Source organism: Mesorhizobium sp. YC-39 (assembly GCF_025753795.1).
Taxonomy (GTDB): domain Bacteria; phylum Pseudomonadota; class Alphaproteobacteria; order Rhizobiales; family Rhizobiaceae; genus Mesorhizobium.
Window position 1 is genome coordinate 994,249 of record NZ_JAOWPS010000001.1, and the last position, 20,142, is coordinate 1,014,390.

Below are 20,142 nucleotides of genomic sequence, written 5' to 3' on the forward strand. Positions count from 1 at the left end.
TTGAGCGACCCTCATGCCGGTGCCTTCGTGGCCGGCCGCAGCCAGTCCGCGTCGATCTCCGGCAGCGGAATGGCCGCGATCAGGTCGCGCGTGTAGGCATCCTTGGGGTTGTCGAACAGCGCGTCGGTGGCGCTCGATTCGACGATCCTGCCTTCGCGCATGACGATGACTTGCTGGCACAGCCGCCGGATCACCGACAGATCGTGGCTGATGAAGGCGACGGTCAGGCCCATTTCTGCCGCCAGCTTTTCCAACAAGGTCAGGATTTGCGCCTGCGTCGACACATCGAGGCCGGAGACGATCTCGTCGGCCAGCACGAATTTTGGCGACAGCGCGAGCGCCCGCGCGATGCCGACACGCTGGCGCTGGCCGCCCGACAGTTCGTGGCGGTAACGGCTGGCGAAGCTCTGCGGCAGGCCGACCCGCTGCAGGGCCTCGGCGACACGCGCCTTGAGATTGTCGCCAAACCCGTTCTGCTTGAGTGGTGCTGCAATGATGCTGGCGATGGTGCGGCGCGGGTTGAGCGACGACATCGGGTCCTGGAAGATCATCTGCAGATTGCGGCGCAGCGGCCGCAACTCGGCTTCCGAAAGATGGCTGATGTCACGGCCCTCGAAGCTGATGCTGCCGGCGCTGGGTTCGATCAGCCGCACCAGAGCGCGGCCGAGCGTCGATTTGCCCGATCCGGATTCGCCGACGATGCCGGTCACCGATCCTCTGGGCAGATCGAAATCCAGCCCCTTCAGGATTTCCGCGAGTGGTGCCCGGCCGATTAGCGGCTTGCGCGTCATGTCGGGCAGCGCGACCTTCAGCCCGCGCACGGAAATGAGCGGCTCAGCCATGGCGCGGCCTCCAGGCCTGGTCGGCGTCGGCGATCTCCGCTGCCAGTCCTGCCAGCACCGCTTCGTCCACCGGCTTCAGCGAGGCGAACGGATCAGTATAGCGCGGTGTCGCCGCCATCAGCGCCCGCGTATAGAGGTGCTGCGGCGCGGCAAACAGCGCTGCCGTGTCGGCTTCCTCCACCACCTTGCCGGCATAGAGCACCGACACTTTCTGGCTGATCTTGGCGACGACGCCGAGATCATGGGTGACGAACAGGATCGCCGTGCCGTGCTCCCGCTGAAGTTGCGTAATGAGGCGCAGGATCTGCTTCTGCACGGTCACGTCCAGCGCCGTGGTCGGTTCGTCGGCAACGATCAGCCGAGGCTCAGCGGCAAAAGCGGCGGCGATCAGCACGCGCTGACGCATGCCGCCGGAGAGCTCGTGCGGATAGCTTTTCAGCACCCGGTCCGGGTCGCGGATCTGCACCTCGTCCAGCAATTGGCGAATGCGAGCGTCGGCTCTCTGTCCGCTCCAACCGAGAATGCGCACCAGCCGGTCGGTCATCTGCGGGCCGATGCGGCGCGACGGGTTGAGCGCGGTCAGCGGGTCCTGCGGGATCAGTGCCGTGCGCGCGCCGATCAGCGTGCGTCTTGCCTTCGGTTGAAGTCGGCCGAGATCCTCGCCCTCCAGCAGCATGTCGCCTTCGACGATACGCACGCTGGACGGCAGCACGCCGAGCACCGCCTTGCCGATCATCGTCTTGCCGGCGCCGCTCTCGCCGACCAGCGCGCGCACCTCGCCGGGCTGGACCGAGAGCGACACCGAGCGCAGCACGCGCTGCCCGTTCGCCAGCACGGCGCTGAGGTTTCGAATATCGAGGCAGTCGGCGCTCATCGCAGCACCGGATCGAAACGGGCCTTCAGCGCCTCGCCGAACTGGCTGAACGACAGCACGGTCAGGATCAGCGTGATCAGCGGGAACACCAGCACCCACCAGGCCTGATGGATCGACAGCCGGCCCTCGGCGATGATGCCGCCCCAGGTCGGATCGTCGGTCGAGATCGACAGATTGACGAAGGACAGGATCGCCTCGACGATGACGGCGATGCCCATTTCCAGCGACAGCAGCGCAACGATCGACGGCACCACATTGGGCAACACTTCGCGCAGCATGATGCCGATGCGGTCATAGCCGGCAATACGGGCATTCTCGACATAGTCCATGCGCGACTGGCCCATCGCCTCGGCACGGATCACCCGGCAAAAGCGCGTCCAGTCGATGACCGCGATGGCAATAATGACCGAACTCAGGCCGGTGCCGAGCACGGCGACCAGAAGGATGGCGAACAGCACCGGCGGGAAGGCCATCCAGATATCGACGATGCGCGAGATGATGCGGTCGGCCCAGCCGCCAAAATAGCCAGCGATCAGGCCCAGTGTCGAGCCGACCAGGCACGCGGCAAAAGCTGCGGCGAAGGCGACGATGAAGGCGATGCGGCCGCCGAAGATCAGTCGTGACAGGAGATCGCGGCCGAGGCTGTCGGTGCCAAGCCAATAGCCGGGCTCGGCGCCGCTCATCCAGAACGGCGGCAGCCGCTCCAGCATCAGGTCCTGCGCCAGCGGATCTTGCGGCGCGACCAGCGGCGCGAAGATCGCCGCCAGCAATGCGAGCAACAGCCAGCCGCCGGCAAGCCACAGCCTTGGTCCCACGCCACGCCGGGCGATGCGGGCCTCATCCATGGCGCAGCCTCGGATTGAGCAGCGCGTACATCATGTCCACAGTGAGGTTGATCAGCACGAACAGCAGCGCGAAGACCAGCACGATGCCCTGGATCAGCGGCAGGTCGCGATTGATCACGGCGTCGATCGCCATGTTGCCGAGACCTTCATAGGAGAACAACCGCTCGACGATGACCGTGCCGCCGATGAGGAAAGTAAATTGAACGCCGACCAGCGTTAGCGTCGGCAGGGCCGCGTTCTTCAGCGCCTCGCGCAGGATCACCTGCGTCTCCGAGAAACCTTTGACCCGCGCCAGCACGACATAGTCGAGGTCGAGCACTTCCTTCAGCGACTGTTTCAGCAGTTGCGAGATGATCGCCGCCAGCGGCAGGGCCAGCGCCACGGCCGGCATCAGCATATGTTTCAAGAGGTCCCAGGTCAGGTCGAAGCGTAGCCTCAGGATGCTCTCGAACAGGTAGAACTGGGTGACGAAGGGCAAGTTGAGCTGCGGCGACACGCGGCCGGAAATGTCGAACACCGGGATCAGCACGCCAAACAGCAGGATCAGCACAAGGCCCCAGAGGAAATCGGGAATGGAGAGCGCGGTCCCGCTGGCGATGTCGATGCCGGCTTCGACCGCCGTGCCGCGTTCTCGCGCGCCGAGGATCGCCGCCGTGCCGCCGATCGCCACTGCCATCACAAGCGCGACGGTGGCAAGTTCCAGCGTTGCGGGCAGCCGGTTGAAGACCAGTCCCAGCACGTCCTGCCGCAGCGAGATCGATGTGCCGAAATCACCCCTGACAACGCCGGACAGCCAGATGAAGAACTGCTGCACGATGGTCCTATCGAGCCCGTAGAGCGCGCGCAGCCTCGCGATGTCGGCATCGGTCGCACCTGGCGGCAGCATCATCGCGATCGGGTCGCCGGGTGCGACGCGAATGACGACGAAGACGACGACGGCTACGCCGAACAGCGTGATCGCCATCGTCAGCAGGCGGATCAGAAATCTTTGCAGAAGCATTCTGGCGTAAGCCTAGTGCGTTTCAGTGGCCGTTGGAACGAACTGCCCCCTCATCCGGCCGCTTCGCGGCCACCTTCTCCCCGAGGGGAGAAGAGATCGCAAACGGCTGAGCCAGTCTCTTCTCCCCAGCGAGGAGAAGGTGGCCCGAAGGGCCGGATGAGGGGGTCTGCGTCGTTGGAGGAGACACGCCACCGTGCCTCCTCATATATCAAGCAGGGGTCATCAGCGCCGGCAGCAGCGCACCGGACACATGCTGCACCACATTGACGCCCTTGGCATGCACGATCGGCTGCGCATACTGGATGAGCGGCAGCACATAGGCCTGCTCGGCGATGTATTTGTCGACGGCCTTCCAGCCGGCGATGCGCTTGGCCTCGTCCTTCTCGCCCCACAGCGGGTTGATCATGTCGATCAGATCCTGGCTGTCCCACACCGAATGCGGGCTCGGGCCGTACATGGCAAAGCCGGTCGACGTCGTCGGATCGCCGATGGCGTTGCCCCAATTGTAGAAGGCGGCCGGCGCCAGCTTGTCGGCGGCGCGCAGCTCGTAGTGCTTGGCGATCTCGTAGACCTCGATCGTCGCCTCGATGCCGACCTTGCGCCACATGCCGACGATCGCCTGGATCATCTCGTAGTCCTTGGGCTTGAAACCCTTGGTCGTCTGGATCGTGAACTTGACCGGCTTTTCCGGCGAATAGCCGGAGGCCGCCAGCAATTCCTTGGCCTTTTCCGGATTGTGCTCGACCTTGATGGAGGGATCGTAGGCGGCGTATTCCGGCGTCTCCAGCGTATCGATCGGCTGGCCGTAGCCGCGCAGCAGGCGGTCGACCAAGAGCTTCTTGTCTACAGCCATCACCGCCGCCTGGCGGACGTTCTTGTCCAGCATCGCCTCGATGTCGTTGAAGAAGATCATGCCGATGTCGGAGACATTCTTGCACGAACCGGCAAGCCCGTCCTTGGCGATCAGTCGGTCATACTCCTCATAGGGGATTTCGAGCGTCACCTGCGAGGAACCGGACTCGATTTCGGCGACGCGGCTCGCCGCGTCGGTGACGAACTTGATCGTCACATTCTCGAAGGCCGGCTTGCCGCCCCAGTAGTTCTGGTTGGCCTTCAGCCGCAGGAAGGCGTTGCGCTCGAACTTGTCGACCATATAGGGGCCGGTGCCGATCGGCGCCTTCTCGAAACCTTCGGCACCGACCTTCTCGTAGTAGGCTTTCGGCATGATGTAGCCGGTCAGGAACGACATCCACTTGAAATAGACCGGGTCGAACTGCACCACATCTCCAGTGATCTTGTTTCCGTCGATCTTGAAGTTGTTGACGTTCTTCCAGACGAACTGGATCGGATTGCCGGTCTTTTCGTCGCCCGCCCGCTGCAGCGACCAGACCACGTCCTCGGCCGTGAACGGCGAACCGTCATGCCAGGTCACGCCCTCGCGCACCGTCATCATGATCTTGGTGCGGTCGTCGTTCCAGCCCCACTCGGTGAGCAGGCCGGGCGCGAAGGAAAGGTCCGGCTTCTGCGGGATGAACTGGTCGAACACCGACTGGTAGAGACCCTGAATGGTCGGGTTGACCGCCGAGGGTCCCGTGGTCGGGTCCCAGGATGGCAGGTTGACATTGTAGGCGATGGTCAGTTCGCCGGCCGCCTTGGCGATCTGCGGCAGGCCGATGGCCGCCGCACCAAGTGCCGCGGCACTGTATCCGAGCAATTCGCGTCTGTTGATTGTCATGGTCGTTCCCCTGTTGGTTGTATTTTCTTTGCGCGGCGTCTCAGACTGATCAGTGGGTTCAGGCTCCTTGGGCGACCGCGCCTCGCCCGTCCTTCACCCCTAAAGAAACTCTGTTCTACCTCCCGCCAAGCTGTTGCGCGAGCATGTAGCCCGAGGCCGCACCGGTGCCGGCGCCCGGCCACGTCGCGGCACCCGTCAGATGCAGATTGCCGACGGGCGTGTTCCAGCCGGCGTATCCGCGTGCCGGGCGAAACAAAAAATTCTGTGCCAGATGGTGGCTGCCGCAGACCTGGTCGCCGCCGACAAGGTTCGGATTCTCGCGCTCGAGGTCGAGCGGCGAGAATATCGCGCAGCCGAGGATCTTCTGCCGAAGACCGGGCGCGTAGCGCTCGATGATGTCGAGCACGCGCTCGGCATATTGCTCCTTGACCAGATCCCACCGTCCCGGCGCGATCTTGCCTGCCGCATCGCCAGATATCTCGGCGGGCAGCATGCGCACCTGCACCCACAGCACATGCTTGCCTGCCGGCGCGCGATAAGGGTCGACCGCGGTCGGCTGGCCGACGACCAGCACCGGCTCGTCCGGCAGCAGGCCCGCCATCGCCTGCTGATAGGTGCGCGACATCGCGTCGAGCGATGGCGACAGGTGGACATAGGCGAATTGCCGAAGCTCAGGCCCGGCGCACCAGTCCGGCAAATCGTCCAGCGCCAGGTGGATCATCATCGTGCCCGGCGCGTGGCGGAATCCTCTCATCGCCGTGTCGAAGCCGGCATCGCCGGAGCCATCGGGTAGAAGTTTGCCAGGCAGCGCCCTCGGCGCAACGCCGGCGATGACCGCCTTGCTGGCGATGTGGAAGTCGCCGGATGCAAGCCGCACGCCGGTCGCCTTGCCGGCGGCGATGGTGATCTCGGCCACCTCTGCGCCAGTGACGATCTTGCCGCCGGCTGATGTGACCATGCCCGACAGGGCGCGGATGATGGTATCGGCGCCGCCCTTGCCGAGCACCATGCCGAAGCACTGGTTGGCCATCGATTCCAGATAGGGGAACACAGCGCCGCCGGCGATGTCGGGCGCGAAGTCGAGATGCATACCCCAGGCGGCGAGCGTCGCCCTGACATGCGGCGTCTCGAAAGTCTCCTCCAGCCAGGCGCGTGGCGAGGACAGCAGTAGCCGGCCGGTATCGAGCGCGCCAGAAAACCCCTTCTTGCGCCACAGGTTCCATGCCGTGCCGGCCAGCGCGCGCCCGCTCATCGGCGAGCCCAGGAGCCTGAACAGGTGTTCGGCCTCGGGCATGAACCCGGCTACCAACCGGCGCCATGTGGCGGCGTCGGCCGCGGAAAACGCTGCCAACCGCGAAGCGGTCTTTTCCAGGTCATTGCTGACGCCGAACCATTTCCCGTCCGGAAAGGCGCTGGCGAAACAGTCCGCCACCGGAGCAAACTCCAGCCCGTGAGTTTTCAATTCATTTGCATATTTCCGGTGGAAGGCCGAGCCGGCAAACAGGCTCAGATTCATCGCGCCGAAATCGTGCCGGAAGCCGGGCAGCGTGAATTCACGGGTCTGGACGGCGCCGCCGATCGTTTCGTTGCGCTCGAAAATCCCGATTTTCCAACCCTTGAGCGCCAGATGCGCGGCGCATGCCAGACTGTTGTGGCCCGCCCCGACGAATATGGCGTCAAACTCGCTCACGCCCACCCAACCCATTTCCTTTATGCTTAAAGATAATTGCAGATGCATATGTTTTCGTCTAGTAGGATATTAAGGGCCGCAACGAGCCTTCAGAGCTATCCACCAAGAGGGAACAGAGACCATGGACACGCAAAAACTTCTCGGCGAGGTCGCCGGCCAGCTTCTTTCCGGCGCTATCCAGGTGGTCGACCTGTCGGCGCCGCTCGGGCCGGACACGCCGCTGATCAAGCTGCCGCCGGAGCTTGCCGTCGACACGCCGAAGGTCGAGATCCACTCGATCTCCCGCTATGACAAGAATGGCCCGTGGTGGGCGTGGAACTGGCTGAAGCTCGGCGAGCATTCGGGCACGCATTTCGACGCGCCGCAGCACTGGATCACCGGCAAGGACTATCCGGACGGCGCCACCGACACCATTCCGGCGCAGAACTTCGTCGGCCCGGTCAACGTCATAGACTGCTCGAAGGAAGCCGCCGCCGATCACGATTTCCTGCTCACCGTCGACCATATCAAGGCATGGGAGGCCAAGCATGGCGCGATCAATCCCGGCGAATGGGTGGTGATGCGCACCGATTGGTATAAGCGCAACGGCTCGGAAGCCGAGTTCCTCAATGCCAACGAGACCGGCCCGCATACGCCTGGGCCGACGGCGGAAGCTATCCAGTTCCTGATCAGCAAGGACATCAAGGGCTGGGGCAGCGAGACGATCGGCACCGATGCCGGCAAGGCCGGCGGCATGGAGCCGCCATTCCCGGCACACACCTTGATGCACAAGGCCAACCGCTATGGTCTGGCCAGCCTCTGCAATCTCGACCGGCTGCCGCCCAAGGGCGCGATCCTGATCGCGGCGCCGCTCAAGATCGAGCACGGCACCGGCAGCCCGATCCGCGCGCTGGCACTGGTGCCGCGCGCTTAAGCCATAGGCCTCGACGATGAGCGACATCGATCACATCATCGTCGGCAGCGGCATCAACGCGCTGGTCTGCGCGGCGATGCTCGGCGGCAAGGGAGCGAAGGTGCTGGTGCTCGAGCGCAACGACCGCATCGGCGGCTGCATGCGCACCGAGGAGATCACCGCGCCCGGCTTTATCCATGACGTGATGGCGACGACCTTCGTGCTGTTCATCATCTCGCCGGCCTATGCCGCACTGGGCAAGGATCTGGCGCGGCACGGTCTGGAGTTCTGCCACAGCGGCACGCCTACAGGCGTGCTGCGCCCCGACGGCAGCCACGCCGTGCTCAGCACCGACCGTGCAGCCAATGTCGCGGCGCTCAACGCGATTGCCTTGGGCGACGGCGACCGTCACGGCAAAGATGTCGGCGGCATTGAGCGCAATGCCGGCCTGCTGTTCGGCCTGCTCGGCGGCGCCTTGTGGTCCTATCCGACGACGAAGCTTATGGCAGGCGAAGCCTGGCGGCGTGGTCCGCGCAATCTCGCCGCCTTCCTCGGCGACGCGTTGGTGCCGGCGCGGGCCTGGCTTGAAAGCAGCTACCAATCCGAAACCGCCCGTGCGCTTTGGGCGCCCTGGGTGCTGCACGCCGGTCTCGGGCCAGAGGATGCGTTTTCCGGCCAGATCGCCAAGGTCATTGCCTTTGCGCTGGAGGCGGCCGGTGCGCCGATCGTCAAGGGCGGGGCGCGTAATCTTCTGTCCGCCTTCGAGGCGCTGATCAAGGAGCGTGGTGGCGTGATCCGGACTGAAGGCGACGTTGCCTCCATTGTCCAGAGCGAAGGCCGGGCCACGGGCGTGCGACTTGCGTCAGGCGAAACCGTCACGGCAAAGAAAAGCATCATCTGCTCGGTCACGCCGACACAGCTCTACGGCCGGCTGTTAGGCAAGGACGCGCCAGAGGCCGCCGTCGAAGCGACGCAAAAATATCGCTACGGCAAGGGCAATTTCCAGATCCATTACGCACTGGACAGGCCGCCCGCCTGGCGCGGCGAAGGGCTGGACAAGGTCGCGTTGCTGCATCTGACGCCAGGACTCGATGGCGTCTCAAAGGCCTGCAACGAGGCGGTGCGCGGCCTGCTGCCGGAGGTGCCGACCATCTGCGTCGGCCAGCCGCATGCGCTCGACCCGTCGCGCTGTCCGGAGGGCAAGGCCATCCTGTGGCTGCAACTGCCCGAGGCGCCGCGCCACATCAAAGGCGATGCCGCCGGTAGGCTCAAGGCGCCGGCCGACGGGCAATGGACCGAAAAGCTGCGCGAGGCCTATGCCGACCGCGTCGAAGCGATCCTCGGCAACCATATCGATGGGTTCAAGGACAGCATCATCGCACGCCGCGCCTATTCGCCAGCCGATCTGGAAACGATGAACATCAATCTGGTCGGAGGCGACCCCTATGGTGGTTCCTCGACCATCGACCAGTCGTTCCTGTGGCGGCCGTTCAAGGCCAGCCGCAACCACGAGACGGGTATCAAGGACCTCTACCATATCGGCGCCTCCACCCATCCTGGCGCCGGCCTGGGCGGCGGCTCTGGCTTCCTGCTGGCGGGGAGGCTGTGATGGAACAGAAGGTTGCCGAGAAACGCCAGCGCATCTCCACCCTGGGCCAGATCGGCCTGCAGCAATTCGCGCCCTATCTGATGAACCGCATCATGGGCCGCTACAACGCCACCTTGCGCGAGGATTTCCGCAAGCAGGGCCTGACCATCCCGCAGGTACGTGCGCTCGCCGTGCTGTCGGTCACCGACGGCGTCACCGTCAACGACCTCTCCGTCTACACCGTGATCGAGCAGTCGACCTTGAGCCGGACGCTCGACACTCTGGAAGGGCAGGGGTTGGTGCGGCGCGAGCAGGGGGTCACCGACAGCCGCATCCGCCATGTATTCCTGACCGACGATGGCCGGGCATTGTTCACACGCGCCTGGCCGGCCATGCATGACGCCTTCGAGGCCATGTTCGATGGTGTCGATGACGCCGAATATGCCGCGCTGATCGCCACGCTGCAGAAGATGCTGAACAACATTCGCAAGCACGACATCTAGACGTACGCGCCGCCTGCCGGGCGGCAACGGAAGGAGGCCACCATGGCCGAACGGTCTTTTGCCAAGGAAGTCGAAAAACTGAGACTCGGCGCCGGCGAGGAGTTTGCCGGCGAAGGCATCCTCGCCATCACCAAGGCGCTGCTGCAATGCGGTGTCGGCTATGTCGGCGGCTACCAGGGCGCGCCGATAAGCCATCTGATGGATGTGCTGGCCGACGCGCAGGACATTCTGGGCGAACTCGGCGTGCACTTCGAGGCCAGCGCTTCCGAAGCCACCGCCACCGCCATGCTGGCGGCCTCGGTGCACTACCCGATCCGCGGTGCCGCGACCTTCAAGTCGACGGTCGGCACCAACGTCGCCTCCGACGCGCTCGCCAACCTGGCATCCGGCGGCGTCACCGGCGGCGCGCTGATCATCGTCGGTGAGGACTATGGCGAGGGCTCCTCGATCATGCAGGAGCGCAGCCACGCCTTCGCCATGAAGAGCCAGGTGTGGCTGCTCGACCCGCGCCCCAATTTGCCGTCGATCGTCAAGGCGGTCGAGGACGGTTTTGAGCTCTCCGAGGCCTCCAACACACCAGTCATGCTGCAGGTCCGCATCCGCTGCTGCCATGTCCACGGCCATTTCATCGCCAAGGACAACAAGCGCCCGCCAATGTCGGTGGCCGATGCGCTGGATGCGCCGCGCCGCGACACCGGCCGCATCGTGCTGCCGCCCGCCTCCTTCCTGCACGAGAAGGAGAAGGTGCAGAAGCGCTGGCCGGCGGCGGTGGATTTCATCAAGAGCCGCAAGATCAACGAATTCTTCGGCTCGGATCACGGCTCGGTCGGCATTGTCATGCAAGGCGGCATGTACAATGCGGTCATCCGCGCGCTGCAGCGGCTAGGCCTTGCCGACACCTATGGTGTGACAGACGTGCCGCTCTATGTGCTCAATGCCGTCTATCCCCTGGTCGATGACGAATTCCTGTCCTTCTGTGAAGGCAAGGACGCCGTGCTTGTCGTCGAGGAGGGCCAGCCCAATTACATCGAGCAGGCCTTTGCCGCCATGCTGCACAAGGCCGGGCGCGGCACGAGGTTGGTCGGCAAGGAGCATCTGCCGATGGCCGGCGAATACACAGGCCAGGTCATGCTTGACGGCATCGGATCTTTCCTGCGCGCTGAGGCGCCGCATCTTCTGCCGGGCGAGGTGCGGGCGCCGAACAAATCAGGCGAGGGCGTTGACACCGCCGACCTGATCAATGTCGTTCCCGGCCGCCCGCCCGGCTTCTGCATCGGCTGCCCGGAGCGGCCGATCTTCGCCGCGACAAAACTGGTCGAGCAGGAGCTTGGCAAGCACCACATCGCCTCCGACATCGGCTGCCATCTGTTCTCGATCATGCCGCCCTTCGAGCTCGGCGCCACCACCATGGGCTACGGGCTGGGGCCGGCCTCGGCCTCGGCGTTCAATTCGCCGGACGCCAAGCGCCGCTCGATCTCCTTCGTCGGCGATGGCGGCTTCTGGCACAACGGCCTGACCTCGTCGATCGGCAATGCCGTATTCAACAAGAACGACGGCGTCATCGTCATCGTCGATAATTTTTACTCGGCCGCCACCGGTGGCCAGGACATTCTCTCGTCCCGCGCGGGCAACAAGACCAAGTCGACGAAGCACCCGATCACCGAGGCGGTGAAAGGCATGGGCGTCAAATGGCTGCGCCACATCGACCGCACCTATGACGTGACCAAGATGCAGGACACGCTGCGCGAGGCACTGACGACGGACGAGAAAGGGCCGAAGGTCATCGTCGCCTCGTCCGAATGCATGCTCAACCGCCAGCGCCGCGAAAAGCCGCTGGTCGACAAGGCGATCAAGGGCGGTGAGCGGATCGTCAAGCCGAAATTCGGCGTCGATGAGGACATCTGCACCGGCGACCACGCCTGCATGCGGCTTTCCGGCTGCCCGTCGCTGTCGGTCAAGTCGCTCGACGATCCGCTGCGCGACGACCCGGTGGCGCATATCGACCAGAGCTGCGTCGGCTGCGGCAATTGCGGCGAGGTGGCGGATGCCGCGGTGCTGTGCCCGTCCTTCTACCGCGCCGACGTTGTCCACAACCCAAGCCGCTGGGATCGCTTTCTCGAGAGCGCGCGTCGTTCAACGATCGGCATGCTGCAACGGCGCCGCGAAAGCCGGCGGCTGACCTTCGCCGATGCTTGACGCTGTCCCGTCATCTCGCCCTGCCGCCGGCGCTTCGGACGAGTCTGTCATCAAGCTCGCCGTGCTGGCGGTCGGCGGGCAGGGCGGCGGCGTGCTGGCCGACTGGATCACCGACGTCGCCGAGCGCAACGGTTATGTCGCGCAATCGACCTCGGTCGCCGGCGTCGCCCAGCGCACCGGAGCCACCATCTACTATGTCGAGATGGCCAGAGACACCGGCCGGCTGCCGGTCTTTGCGCTGTCGCCGTCGCAGGGCGACGTCGACATATTGATCGCCGCCGAACTGATGGAGGCCGGCCGCGCCATCATCAGGGGCTTCGTCACGCCTGAGCGCACCACGCTGATCGCTTCCTCGCACCGCATCGCCGCCGTGTCGGAAAAGATCGAGCCCGGCGACGGCCGCGCTTCGTCCTCGAAAGTGCACGCGACGGCGGAAGCCGCGGCCAGGCGCTTCATCGCTTTCGATATGGAGAAGATCGCCGCCGACAACGGCTCGATGATCTCGGCCAGCCTGCTCGGCGCGCTCGCCGGCTCCGACGCGCTGCCGTTCACCCGCGAGAGCTACGAGCAGGCGATCGGAGCCGGCGGTCGAGGTGTGAAGGCCAGTCTCGCCGCTTTCGGCGCCGCCTATGACCGCGCGCGCGGCATTGCCGGGGCTGACCCGTCTGGCGACAAGCCTAGGAAGCCAACCGTTTCTGAGATCAGTTCGGGTGTCATTGGACAAGTGAGCGGTCCGCAAAGTCTCTTGCAGGGCTGGCAGCAATTGGCTGCCCGCATCGATGCTTTGCCGGCTCCTGTCAGCGACATGGCGCTGCGCGGTCTGAAAAAAGTCGTCGACTATCAGGATATCGCCTATGGCGGCGAATATCTCGACCGGCTGGACCGGGCCGTGGCGCTGGACAGTGCCAGGCATGGTTATGCGCTGTCGATATCAGCGGCAAAGCATCTGGCCAACGCCATGTGCTACGACGACATGATCCGCGTCGCCGATCTCAAGACCCGTTCGACCCGCGACCAACGCGTGCGCCGCGAGGTCGGCGTCAAGGACGGGACGGTCCTGCAGGTGACCGAATATTTCCATCCGCGCATCGAGGAATTCTGCGCCACGTTGCCGGCGGGGCTTGGCAGCTATATCGAGAACCGGCCGAAGCTCGCCGCCTTTCTCGACCGCCGCATCAATCGCGGCCGCCACATCCGCACCGATAGCTTTGCCGGCTTTGCCGCGCTCTGGTTCATCGGCGGCCTGCGCCGCTGGCGTCGCCGCCTGCTGCGCCACAAGGTCGAGATCGTCCATCTGGAGCGCTGGTATGATCTGGCGCTTGCCCATGTCCGGGAAGATTACGCGCTGGCCGTCGAGATCCTCAACTGCCGCCGGCTGATCAAGGGCTACAGCGACACCCACGCCCGCGCGCAATCCAAGTTCGACCGTGTGCTGTCGGCGCTGGATATGCTCAAGGGCCGCACTGATGCCGCCGACTGGATCCGCCGCCTGCGCGAGGCGGCGCTGAAGGACGAGAAGGGCGAAATGCTCGACGGTGCGCTGAAAACCGTGGCGACGCTATAGCGAACTGATCCCGCATCCTCCAGCTGATCGATGAATAGCGTCGCAGCTGCGCGTGTCTTCCTTGCCGCTTGTGGTTCGCCCGCCCGGCTCGTGCTATCGTATTTCTGGGAGACGGCGGACGCGCCGTGAGCGCCCGTACGCTCCCCATTGTGGGAGGAACCAATGGCTTACTATGTATTGCTGTCGAATTTCACAGATCAAGGTATCAAGAGCATCAAGGACACGCAGAAGCGTGCCGAGGCTTTCAAGGCGATGGCCAGCAAGAGCGGCGTCAAGGTTCACACGCTGTTGTGGACGCTTGGTCAGTATGACGTCGTGGCGATTGCAGAAGCCGACGACGAGATTGCTGCGACCGCACTAGCCTTATCAATCGCATCGCTGGGCAACATCAGAACCCAGACATTGAGGGCTTTCGACACCGCAGATATGGCCAAGATCCTGGCAAAGATGGCCTGATCGCCACTGTGCTGCCCTGCGCAGGCGACTGAAGCCGGCCGCTGAGCCGAACGGCGGCAGGCTTGTCTGTTTTCCCTCAAGCAAAAACCCCGGCGCGCGCGAGGCCGGGGTTTTTGGTGACCTCGCGAAGGTGCAGGCGGAATGCTCGACGGCGCGCTGAAGACGGTGGCGTCACTGGGCTCGGATCCGGAAAATTGAACGCCCCGGTTCGGCAGCGAGCCGCTCAGGGCTCCGGGTAAGCCAGTCATATCGAGATAACTGGCTTGCCCGTCCTTCTGATTCATGGACGCTATATCCATTCGCGGAAGCGCGTGCCCGCCTTGAGGAATGCATCCCTGATTTGGAATTCTGCGACGCGTTTCTTTTGTCTCTCGGAAGTCCGCATTTTGAGAGAGTGGAATTCCACATATGCGGCATAGAGATCGCGATGGCTTCCGGACCGGATCATGTCATCAAGGATCTCGTACTCTGCCCCTTCGACATCGAGTTTGAGAACGACCACATCGTACAGTTCGCGCTTCGCTCGGATCATCTGTGACAACGAAAACGTTTCGACAAGGTCCGGAGTAAATCGTAGCGATTGATACAAGCTTTCGTTGTGGCCATAGACGATCGAGCAACCTTGATGGGTAGGCCCCGACCGCTCCGGAGGGGGACCAAATAGTTCGGCATAACCATCTTTGACGCTTGCTGCCTTGACGATGATCTCCATAGTCGCATTTTCTGAACGCAAGGCATCAAGGTGCGGCAGGCAATTCTTGTTGGGTTCGACCAGAACGTAGTCGTAGTGGTCGGGTGTGTAGTACCGAGAAAAGTATTTGTATCCCTGGCCGATATTTGAACCACAATCGATAAACAATCCCCGATTTCGCTCTGCTGCCTTGAGCTTGGACAATGCCTGCCTTGCATCGGTCCCAACACGGCGGCGGAGCCATAGCGACCTAACCGGTTCGCTCAATGACCAGGCTGACAATTGGAGAACCCGACCAAATCCCTCGGCTCTCAAGATGTGTGCTGCTTGCTGGGTCTTTCTATTAAGCTTTGTTGCCAATTGAACAATCGGCGTCGTTGCTGTAATGAGCATTCTCTGCCTCCGGATTGCCCCCCGCCCAAGGTTGACCATTCCGTTGCATATAAATGCTTGAACTTCGTACAGAGCTTCCGATGCGCAATGCTACTTGGGAAGCGAGCGTGGGAAATTACGCTTAAATCAGGGCCTGTCTTCGTCCGTTCGAGGGATGCCCTTCTGGATAGTCACAATGGTGTGCGTTGACCGCGCATCAGCGTTGTGGCGAGGTCAAGAAAGGAGATGGCCGCCAGCGCTGCCACACTGGTTTGGCGACTGGCCCGCCACTTGCCGGAGACTCATTGTGAGTTGTCCTCAACAGTTGAGCCGACTCCCTGATCGCCCGACCCATCACGTGCGCGGCAGCTTTCACGCACGATCAGCCTCGGCGCGAAGAATTCCATGCCAAATTTGACTTCGATGTTGCTTTCGACCAGGTCGATCAGATGTCTGGTCAACCCTCTTTCAGCGTGCTGTGTTCGATATCAAAGAGCGCTTTGCCTCGTTGAAGACAATTCGAAAGAGTGCGCTATCGCGGGATGAAACAACTGGTGCCGCTTGCGTGACTCGAACACGCGACCCCATCATTACGAATGATGTGCTCTACCAACTGAGCTAAAGCGGCCCGGGAAGCCCGAGGCCTCCAAGATGCGCTGGGTGATAGACTCAACCCGCCGCGAATTCAAGATGGGCAGCCGCGAATTCAGGCCAGGACTTGGCAATTCGTACCGATCCCATGCATTGCCCAAAACGCGGCAGTGCCGCCGAACCGTCATTGTTCGCGTGATGCCACACCAGCAGGTTGTTTGCCGGTGCTGCAGAAAGATCGGCGAAAAATGTTGATTTCTTTACCGAAAAACCGCCGAAATGGGCTTTGCAGGCGTCGGCAAGGCAGAATGCGGCCGCTCGCCCGTTGATTGATTGGTCGCCTGCGGCTAACGATCATGACAATGTGAGCGAACGTGCAGAGGGATCCGGCTTGGACGCCATCGAAAAAGCGATCCGGAATGCTTTCGAAAAAGGCAATGCCGAGGACCGGGCGTTTCGCGAGAGGGTCTATCGGTCGGCCTTTGCGGCACTTGACCGTGCCCTCCAGGCCAATCCGAACGTGACGGTGGAGGTCGCCATCAAGCGCCGCAAGGCGGTGCAGACCAAGATCGCAGAAATCGAATCCGAATTCCTGCCGGCTGTTCCCGACATTAGCGCGCCGGCGGACAACGCTGCGGCGGTGACGGAAGACAACGCTGCGGCAGCAGCACCGGAGGCAGCGCCGGCGGTGGAGCTTCCGGCAGAGGCTGAAGCTGCCGAGCCAGCGCCGTCGCCCGACATCGTTGTCGACGGGCCGGTAGAACCTCCTCCATCCGACGAGCCCAAGTCGCGCGTGCTGCCGGTCGTCCCCGATATCATGCCGGAAGCGGTTTTTCCCGGCGTGCCGGAGATCGACATGTCGGCCCCTGCATCGACCGGAACCGACGAGGCCGAGGTGACGCCCGACCGCGATGAGCGGCGGGTGGTGGGGCGCCGCTTGCCGCTGACGGCGATCTTCCTTGGCGTGACGCTGCTCGCGGCGGCTGGCATCGGTCTGTATTTCGCCGCGCAGACCGGCGTCTTCAAGACACCGGCCGAGCTTGACACGTCTCCGCCGCAAGAGCCGCCGACGGTGGGCGACGACGATTTCGCGCCGCCGGCAGACACGGCCTCGCCGCAGAAGCCCGGCGAGCCGGATCAGGCGCGCGACTGGATCAATGTGTTTTCGCCGAGCGACCCCACGCTCGTCAGCGCGCCCTCGGATGCCAAGGCCGAAGTCATGCAGGACGACAGCGGTTCCTTCCTGCGCATCCGTTCGGGCGCCTCCGGCTCGGCCATCAGCTTCGACGTCGGGCAAGGCGTGCTGGATAAGCTCGCCGGCAAGCATGCCACATTCGACATCCTCGCGCGCTCCGAGGAAGGCAAGGAGACGCAGATCTCCATCGACTGCAATTTCGGCGAACTCGGCGACTGCGGCCGCAAGCGCTATGCAGTCGGCCGCGAGCGCAACGAATATCTGTTTGATGTGCGGTTCCCCGACAAGCGTCCGGGTGCCGCCGGCACCATCGCTATCAATTCCGACTTCGACAAGCAGGGCAAATCGGTCGACATCTACGAGATCCGCGTCTCGATAGTGCCATGAGCATCGGACCCAAAAGTGGGAACCGGTTTTGGCAAAATTCGATGCTTAAAATAGACATCTAGCTATCGAGCAGCGCCTGCAGCGTCTCGATGCGGTCGGCCTCGGCCGCCGGCTTGTCCCAACGCAGCCGCGAAATGCGCGGAAAGCGCATGGCGACGCCCGATTTGTGCCGTGTCGAGCGGTTGAGTCCTTCGAACGCCACCTCCAGCACCAGGCCTTGTCTGCGATCGGCCCGCACCGAACGAACCGGGCCAAAACGCTCGACCGTGTTGTCGCGGACATATTTGTCGATCTGCTTCAGCTCCTCGTCGGTGAAGCCGAAATAGGCCTTGCCGACCGGTACCAGCTCTTCCGCGCCTTCCGGACCGGACCAGACGCCGAATGTGTAATCGGAATAGAAGCTCGAACGCTTGCCATGGCCGCGCTGGGCATACATCAGCACCGCGTCGACCGTGTGCGGATCGCGCTTCCACTTGAACCAGGGTCCTTTTGGCCGACCGGCAAGATAGGGCGAATCCCAGCGCTTCAGCATGACACCCTCGATGATCGGGTGGGGCGGTGCGCTGCGCAATTCCTCGAGTGTCGTCCAGTCGGCGAATTCGACCAGCGGCGACAGATCGAAACGGCTGGGGTCGAGCGTCTTGACAAAGCTTTCTAGGCGGCCGCGCCTTTCGCGAAACGGCAGGACGCGCAAATCCTCGTCGCCGATTTGCAGCACGTCGTAGCAGCGCATGAACGCCGGATATTGCTGCTGTATCTTCGGCGTCACGCTCTTGCGGTTCAGCCGCTGCTGCAGGTCCGAAAAAGTGCCGGTCGCCTGGGGATCGCCGACCAGCAACTCGCCGTCCAGCGCGGCTGAAAAATCCATGGCTTCGGCAAGGTCAGGGAAAGCGCCGGAGACATCGTCGCCGGTGCGTGAATAGAGCCGCCGAACGCCGCCATCGCAAACCGCCTGGACGCGGATGCCGTCCCATTTCCACTCGGCTGCATAGTCTGCCGGATCGAGTTTTTCGAGGTCGCCGTCGCCAACCGCATTGGACAGCATGACCGGTCTGAACAGCGCCAGCGCCGTCCTCTCGGGTCTTTCGGCCTTGCCTTCCAGCCAAGCGAAGAGGCCGGCATAGGGCGGCGTCAGCCCATGCCAGAGCTCCTCGATCTCGGCGACGTCGACCTGGCCAAGGTCGGCCAGCGCCTGCTTGGCCAGCCGCGCCGAGACGCCGATGCGCAGGCCGCCGGTCACCAGCTTGATGATAGCGAAGCGCGCCGAGATGCTGGCGCTGTCCAACAGCCCCGCCAGCACCTTCGGTCCGTCGGAGCGGCTCGCCGCCTGCAGTTTTGCCACGACTTCGGCGAGCGTCGGCGAACGATTCGGGATGTCCCCAGGCGGTTGCGGCCAGACCAGCGACACGGTTTCGGCCAGATCGCCGACATAATCGTAGGAATAGCCGAACAGCACCGGGTCCATGCGTTCGATGACCAGCGTGCGCAGCATGGCCGGCTTGACCGCGGCGATGGAAAGGTCGCCGGTGATCGCGGCCAGCGCCAGCCCGCGATCCGGATCCTCGACGCTTCGGAAATAGTCGGTCAAAAGCGTCAGCTTGCCATTGCGCGACGGCGTCAGCACCAGCCGGTCGAGGAGCTCGGCGAAGCGGTTCAACTCAATCGCCCTCGTCCTCATAGCCGACGAGATGCAGCGGCCGTGCTGCTATGCCCTCGAGCTCGCACCAGCGCACCAGCGCTTCCTCGCGGCCATGCGTCACCCAGATCTCCTCGGCGCCCGTCTCCTTGATCGTGGCGGTCAGCTCGTCCCAGTCGGCATGGTCGGAGATGATCAGCGGCAGCTCGACGCCGCCCTGCTTGGCACGTTGGCGAATGCGCATCCAGCCGGAGGCGAAGCATGAGATCGGATCGGGAAAGCGCCGCGCCCAGCGGTCGGCGAAGGCCGAAGGCGGTCCGATGACGATGGCCCCGGCGAAATCTTGCCTGGCGCCGCTTTCGACGGTTGCGGGCTCCAGCGTGCCGAGGTCGATGCCCTGGCTCTGGTAATAATCGCTGAGCTTGGCCAGCGCGCCATGGATGTAGATCGGCCTGTCGTAGCCGGCATCGCGCAGCAGCCGCATCAGCCGCTGCGCCTTGCCGAGCGCATAGGCGCCGACCAGATGCGATCGTTCGGGAAACTGCGCCGCCGACTTGAGCAACCGGGCGATCTCTTCACTGTCGGGCGGATGGCGGAACACCGGCAGGCCGAAGGTCGCCTCGGTGATGAAGACATCGCATTTGATCGGTTCGAACGGCTCGCAGGTGGCGTCCTTCTGGCGTTTGTAGTCGCCGGAGGCGACGATGCGCCTGCCCTGGTGTTCGACGGCGATCTGCGCCGAGCCGAGCACATGGCCGGCCGGATGAAAGGTGGCCGTGACCCCGTTCAGCGCGATTGTCTCGCCAAGTGCCGCCGCTTGCGTCGTCCCGGCGAATCCCTCGCCGTAGCGCAATCCCATAATGTCGAGCGTCTGCCTCGTGGCCAGCACGGAACGGTGGCCGGAACGGGCATGATCGGAATGGCCGTGCGTGATCAGCGCCCGGTTGACCGGGCGCACCGGGTCTATGAAGAAATCGCCGGGTGGGCAATAGAGGCCTTCGGGCCGGGGGTGAAGCAGGTCGCTGGCGCGCATCCCGCCAAGATAGTTGCTAATTCCGCCGCGGGAAGCCTGTTGCAAGAGACTG

General features: G+C 63.6%; 17 protein-coding genes and 1 tRNA gene. 7 read left to right on the forward strand and 11 right to left on the reverse strand.

Annotated elements, in window-relative coordinates; genetic code table 11:
• Positions 1-11: 11 nt before the first annotated feature.
• The 6 genes from OHD62_RS04750 to OHD62_RS04775 form a co-directional block, all read right to left on the reverse strand.
• Positions 12-842, reverse strand: coding sequence for an ATP-binding cassette domain-containing protein (locus tag OHD62_RS04750; RefSeq protein WP_263781282.1), 831 nt, complete (start codon positions 840-842; stop codon positions 12-14).
• A complete protein-coding gene (locus OHD62_RS04755; RefSeq protein ID WP_263781283.1) occupies positions 835-1,716 on the reverse strand; it encodes an ABC transporter ATP-binding protein in 882 nt (293 codons plus the stop codon). The genes OHD62_RS04750 and OHD62_RS04755 overlap by 8 nt, the downstream gene beginning before the upstream one ends.
• Entirely contained in the window at positions 1,713-2,561 is an 849-nt protein-coding gene (locus tag OHD62_RS04760) for an ABC transporter permease (RefSeq protein ID WP_263781284.1), read from the reverse strand. The genes OHD62_RS04755 and OHD62_RS04760 overlap by 4 nt, the downstream gene beginning before the upstream one ends.
• Entirely contained in the window at positions 2,554-3,561 is a 1,008-nt protein-coding gene (locus OHD62_RS04765) for an ABC transporter permease (RefSeq protein ID WP_263781285.1), read from the reverse strand. The genes OHD62_RS04760 and OHD62_RS04765 overlap by 8 nt, the downstream gene beginning before the upstream one ends.
• Positions 3,562-3,769: 208 nt before the next feature.
• Positions 3,770-5,296, reverse strand: a complete 1,527-nt coding sequence (locus OHD62_RS04770) for an ABC transporter substrate-binding protein (protein WP_263781286.1) — start codon at positions 5,294-5,296, stop codon at positions 3,770-3,772.
• A 115-nt stretch (positions 5,297-5,411) separates the two neighbouring features.
• Complete coding sequence (locus OHD62_RS04775; RefSeq protein WP_263781287.1) at positions 5,412-6,986, reverse strand: phytoene desaturase family protein; 1,575 nt, start codon at positions 6,984-6,986, stop codon at positions 5,412-5,414.
• 121 nt (positions 6,987-7,107) lie between these two features.
• Here OHD62_RS04775 and OHD62_RS04780 point away from each other — a divergent pair, with 121 nt between their 5' ends.
• The 6 genes from OHD62_RS04780 to OHD62_RS04805 all read left to right on the forward strand — a co-directional run bounded on the left by OHD62_RS04780 (position 7,108) and on the right by OHD62_RS04805 (position 14,185).
• Positions 7,108-7,899: a cyclase family protein gene (locus tag OHD62_RS04780; RefSeq protein ID WP_263781288.1), complete on the forward strand. Its 792-nt coding sequence runs from the start codon at positions 7,108-7,110 to the stop codon at positions 7,897-7,899.
• Between the two features lie 16 nt (positions 7,900-7,915).
• Positions 7,916-9,487, forward strand: coding sequence for a phytoene desaturase family protein (locus tag OHD62_RS04785; protein ID WP_263781289.1), 1,572 nt, complete (start codon positions 7,916-7,918; stop codon positions 9,485-9,487).
• Entirely contained in the window at positions 9,487-9,969 is a 483-nt protein-coding gene (locus tag OHD62_RS04790; RefSeq protein WP_263781290.1) for a MarR family winged helix-turn-helix transcriptional regulator, read from the forward strand. Before OHD62_RS04785 ends, OHD62_RS04790 begins: the two co-directional genes overlap by 1 nt.
• A 42-nt stretch (positions 9,970-10,011) precedes the next feature.
• Positions 10,012-12,165 carry an indolepyruvate ferredoxin oxidoreductase subunit alpha gene (locus OHD62_RS04795; RefSeq protein WP_263781291.1) on the forward strand — a complete coding sequence of 718 codons (2,154 nt, stop codon included), beginning with the start codon at positions 10,012-10,014 and terminating at the stop codon, positions 12,163-12,165.
• Positions 12,158-13,729 carry an indolepyruvate oxidoreductase subunit beta family protein gene (locus OHD62_RS04800; RefSeq protein WP_263781292.1) on the forward strand — a complete coding sequence of 524 codons (1,572 nt, stop codon included), beginning with the start codon at positions 12,158-12,160 and terminating at the stop codon, positions 13,727-13,729. The genes OHD62_RS04795 and OHD62_RS04800 overlap by 8 nt, the downstream gene beginning before the upstream one ends.
• A 162-nt stretch (positions 13,730-13,891) precedes the next feature.
• A complete protein-coding gene (locus OHD62_RS04805) occupies positions 13,892-14,185 on the forward strand; it encodes a GYD domain-containing protein (RefSeq protein WP_263781293.1) in 294 nt (97 codons plus the stop codon).
• Between the two features lie 289 nt (positions 14,186-14,474).
• Here the strand turns inward: OHD62_RS04805 and OHD62_RS04810 are convergent, their stop codons facing one another.
• From OHD62_RS04810 to OHD62_RS04820, 3 genes are all read right to left on the reverse strand, one after another.
• Complete coding sequence (locus tag OHD62_RS04810) at positions 14,475-15,269, reverse strand: FkbM family methyltransferase (protein WP_263781294.1); 795 nt, start codon at positions 15,267-15,269, stop codon at positions 14,475-14,477.
• Between the two features lie 281 nt (positions 15,270-15,550).
• On the reverse strand, positions 15,551-15,709 hold the full coding sequence (locus OHD62_RS04815) for a hypothetical protein (protein ID WP_263781295.1): 159 nt from the start codon (positions 15,707-15,709) through the stop codon (positions 15,551-15,553).
• 91 nt (positions 15,710-15,800) lie between these two features.
• Positions 15,801-15,876: transfer RNA gene (locus OHD62_RS04820), tRNA-Thr, on the reverse strand.
• A gap of 354 nt (positions 15,877-16,230) precedes the next feature.
• Between OHD62_RS04820 and OHD62_RS04825 the strand changes: the two genes are divergently transcribed.
• A complete protein-coding gene (locus OHD62_RS04825; protein WP_263781296.1) occupies positions 16,231-17,421 on the forward strand; it encodes a hypothetical protein in 1,191 nt (396 codons plus the stop codon).
• 58 nt (positions 17,422-17,479) lie between these two features.
• Here OHD62_RS04825 and OHD62_RS04830 read toward each other — a convergent pair whose 3' ends face one another.
• Together OHD62_RS04830 and OHD62_RS04835 are read right to left on the reverse strand one after the other, a co-directional pair.
• Positions 17,480-19,078 carry a cisplatin damage response ATP-dependent DNA ligase gene (locus OHD62_RS04830; RefSeq protein ID WP_263781297.1) on the reverse strand — a complete coding sequence of 533 codons (1,599 nt, stop codon included), beginning with the start codon at positions 19,076-19,078 and terminating at the stop codon, positions 17,480-17,482.
• Between the two features lies 1 nt (position 19,079).
• Positions 19,080-20,090: a ligase-associated DNA damage response exonuclease gene (locus OHD62_RS04835; protein WP_263782295.1), complete on the reverse strand. Its 1,011-nt coding sequence runs from the start codon at positions 20,088-20,090 to the stop codon at positions 19,080-19,082.
• Positions 20,091-20,142: the final 52 nt, after the last annotated feature.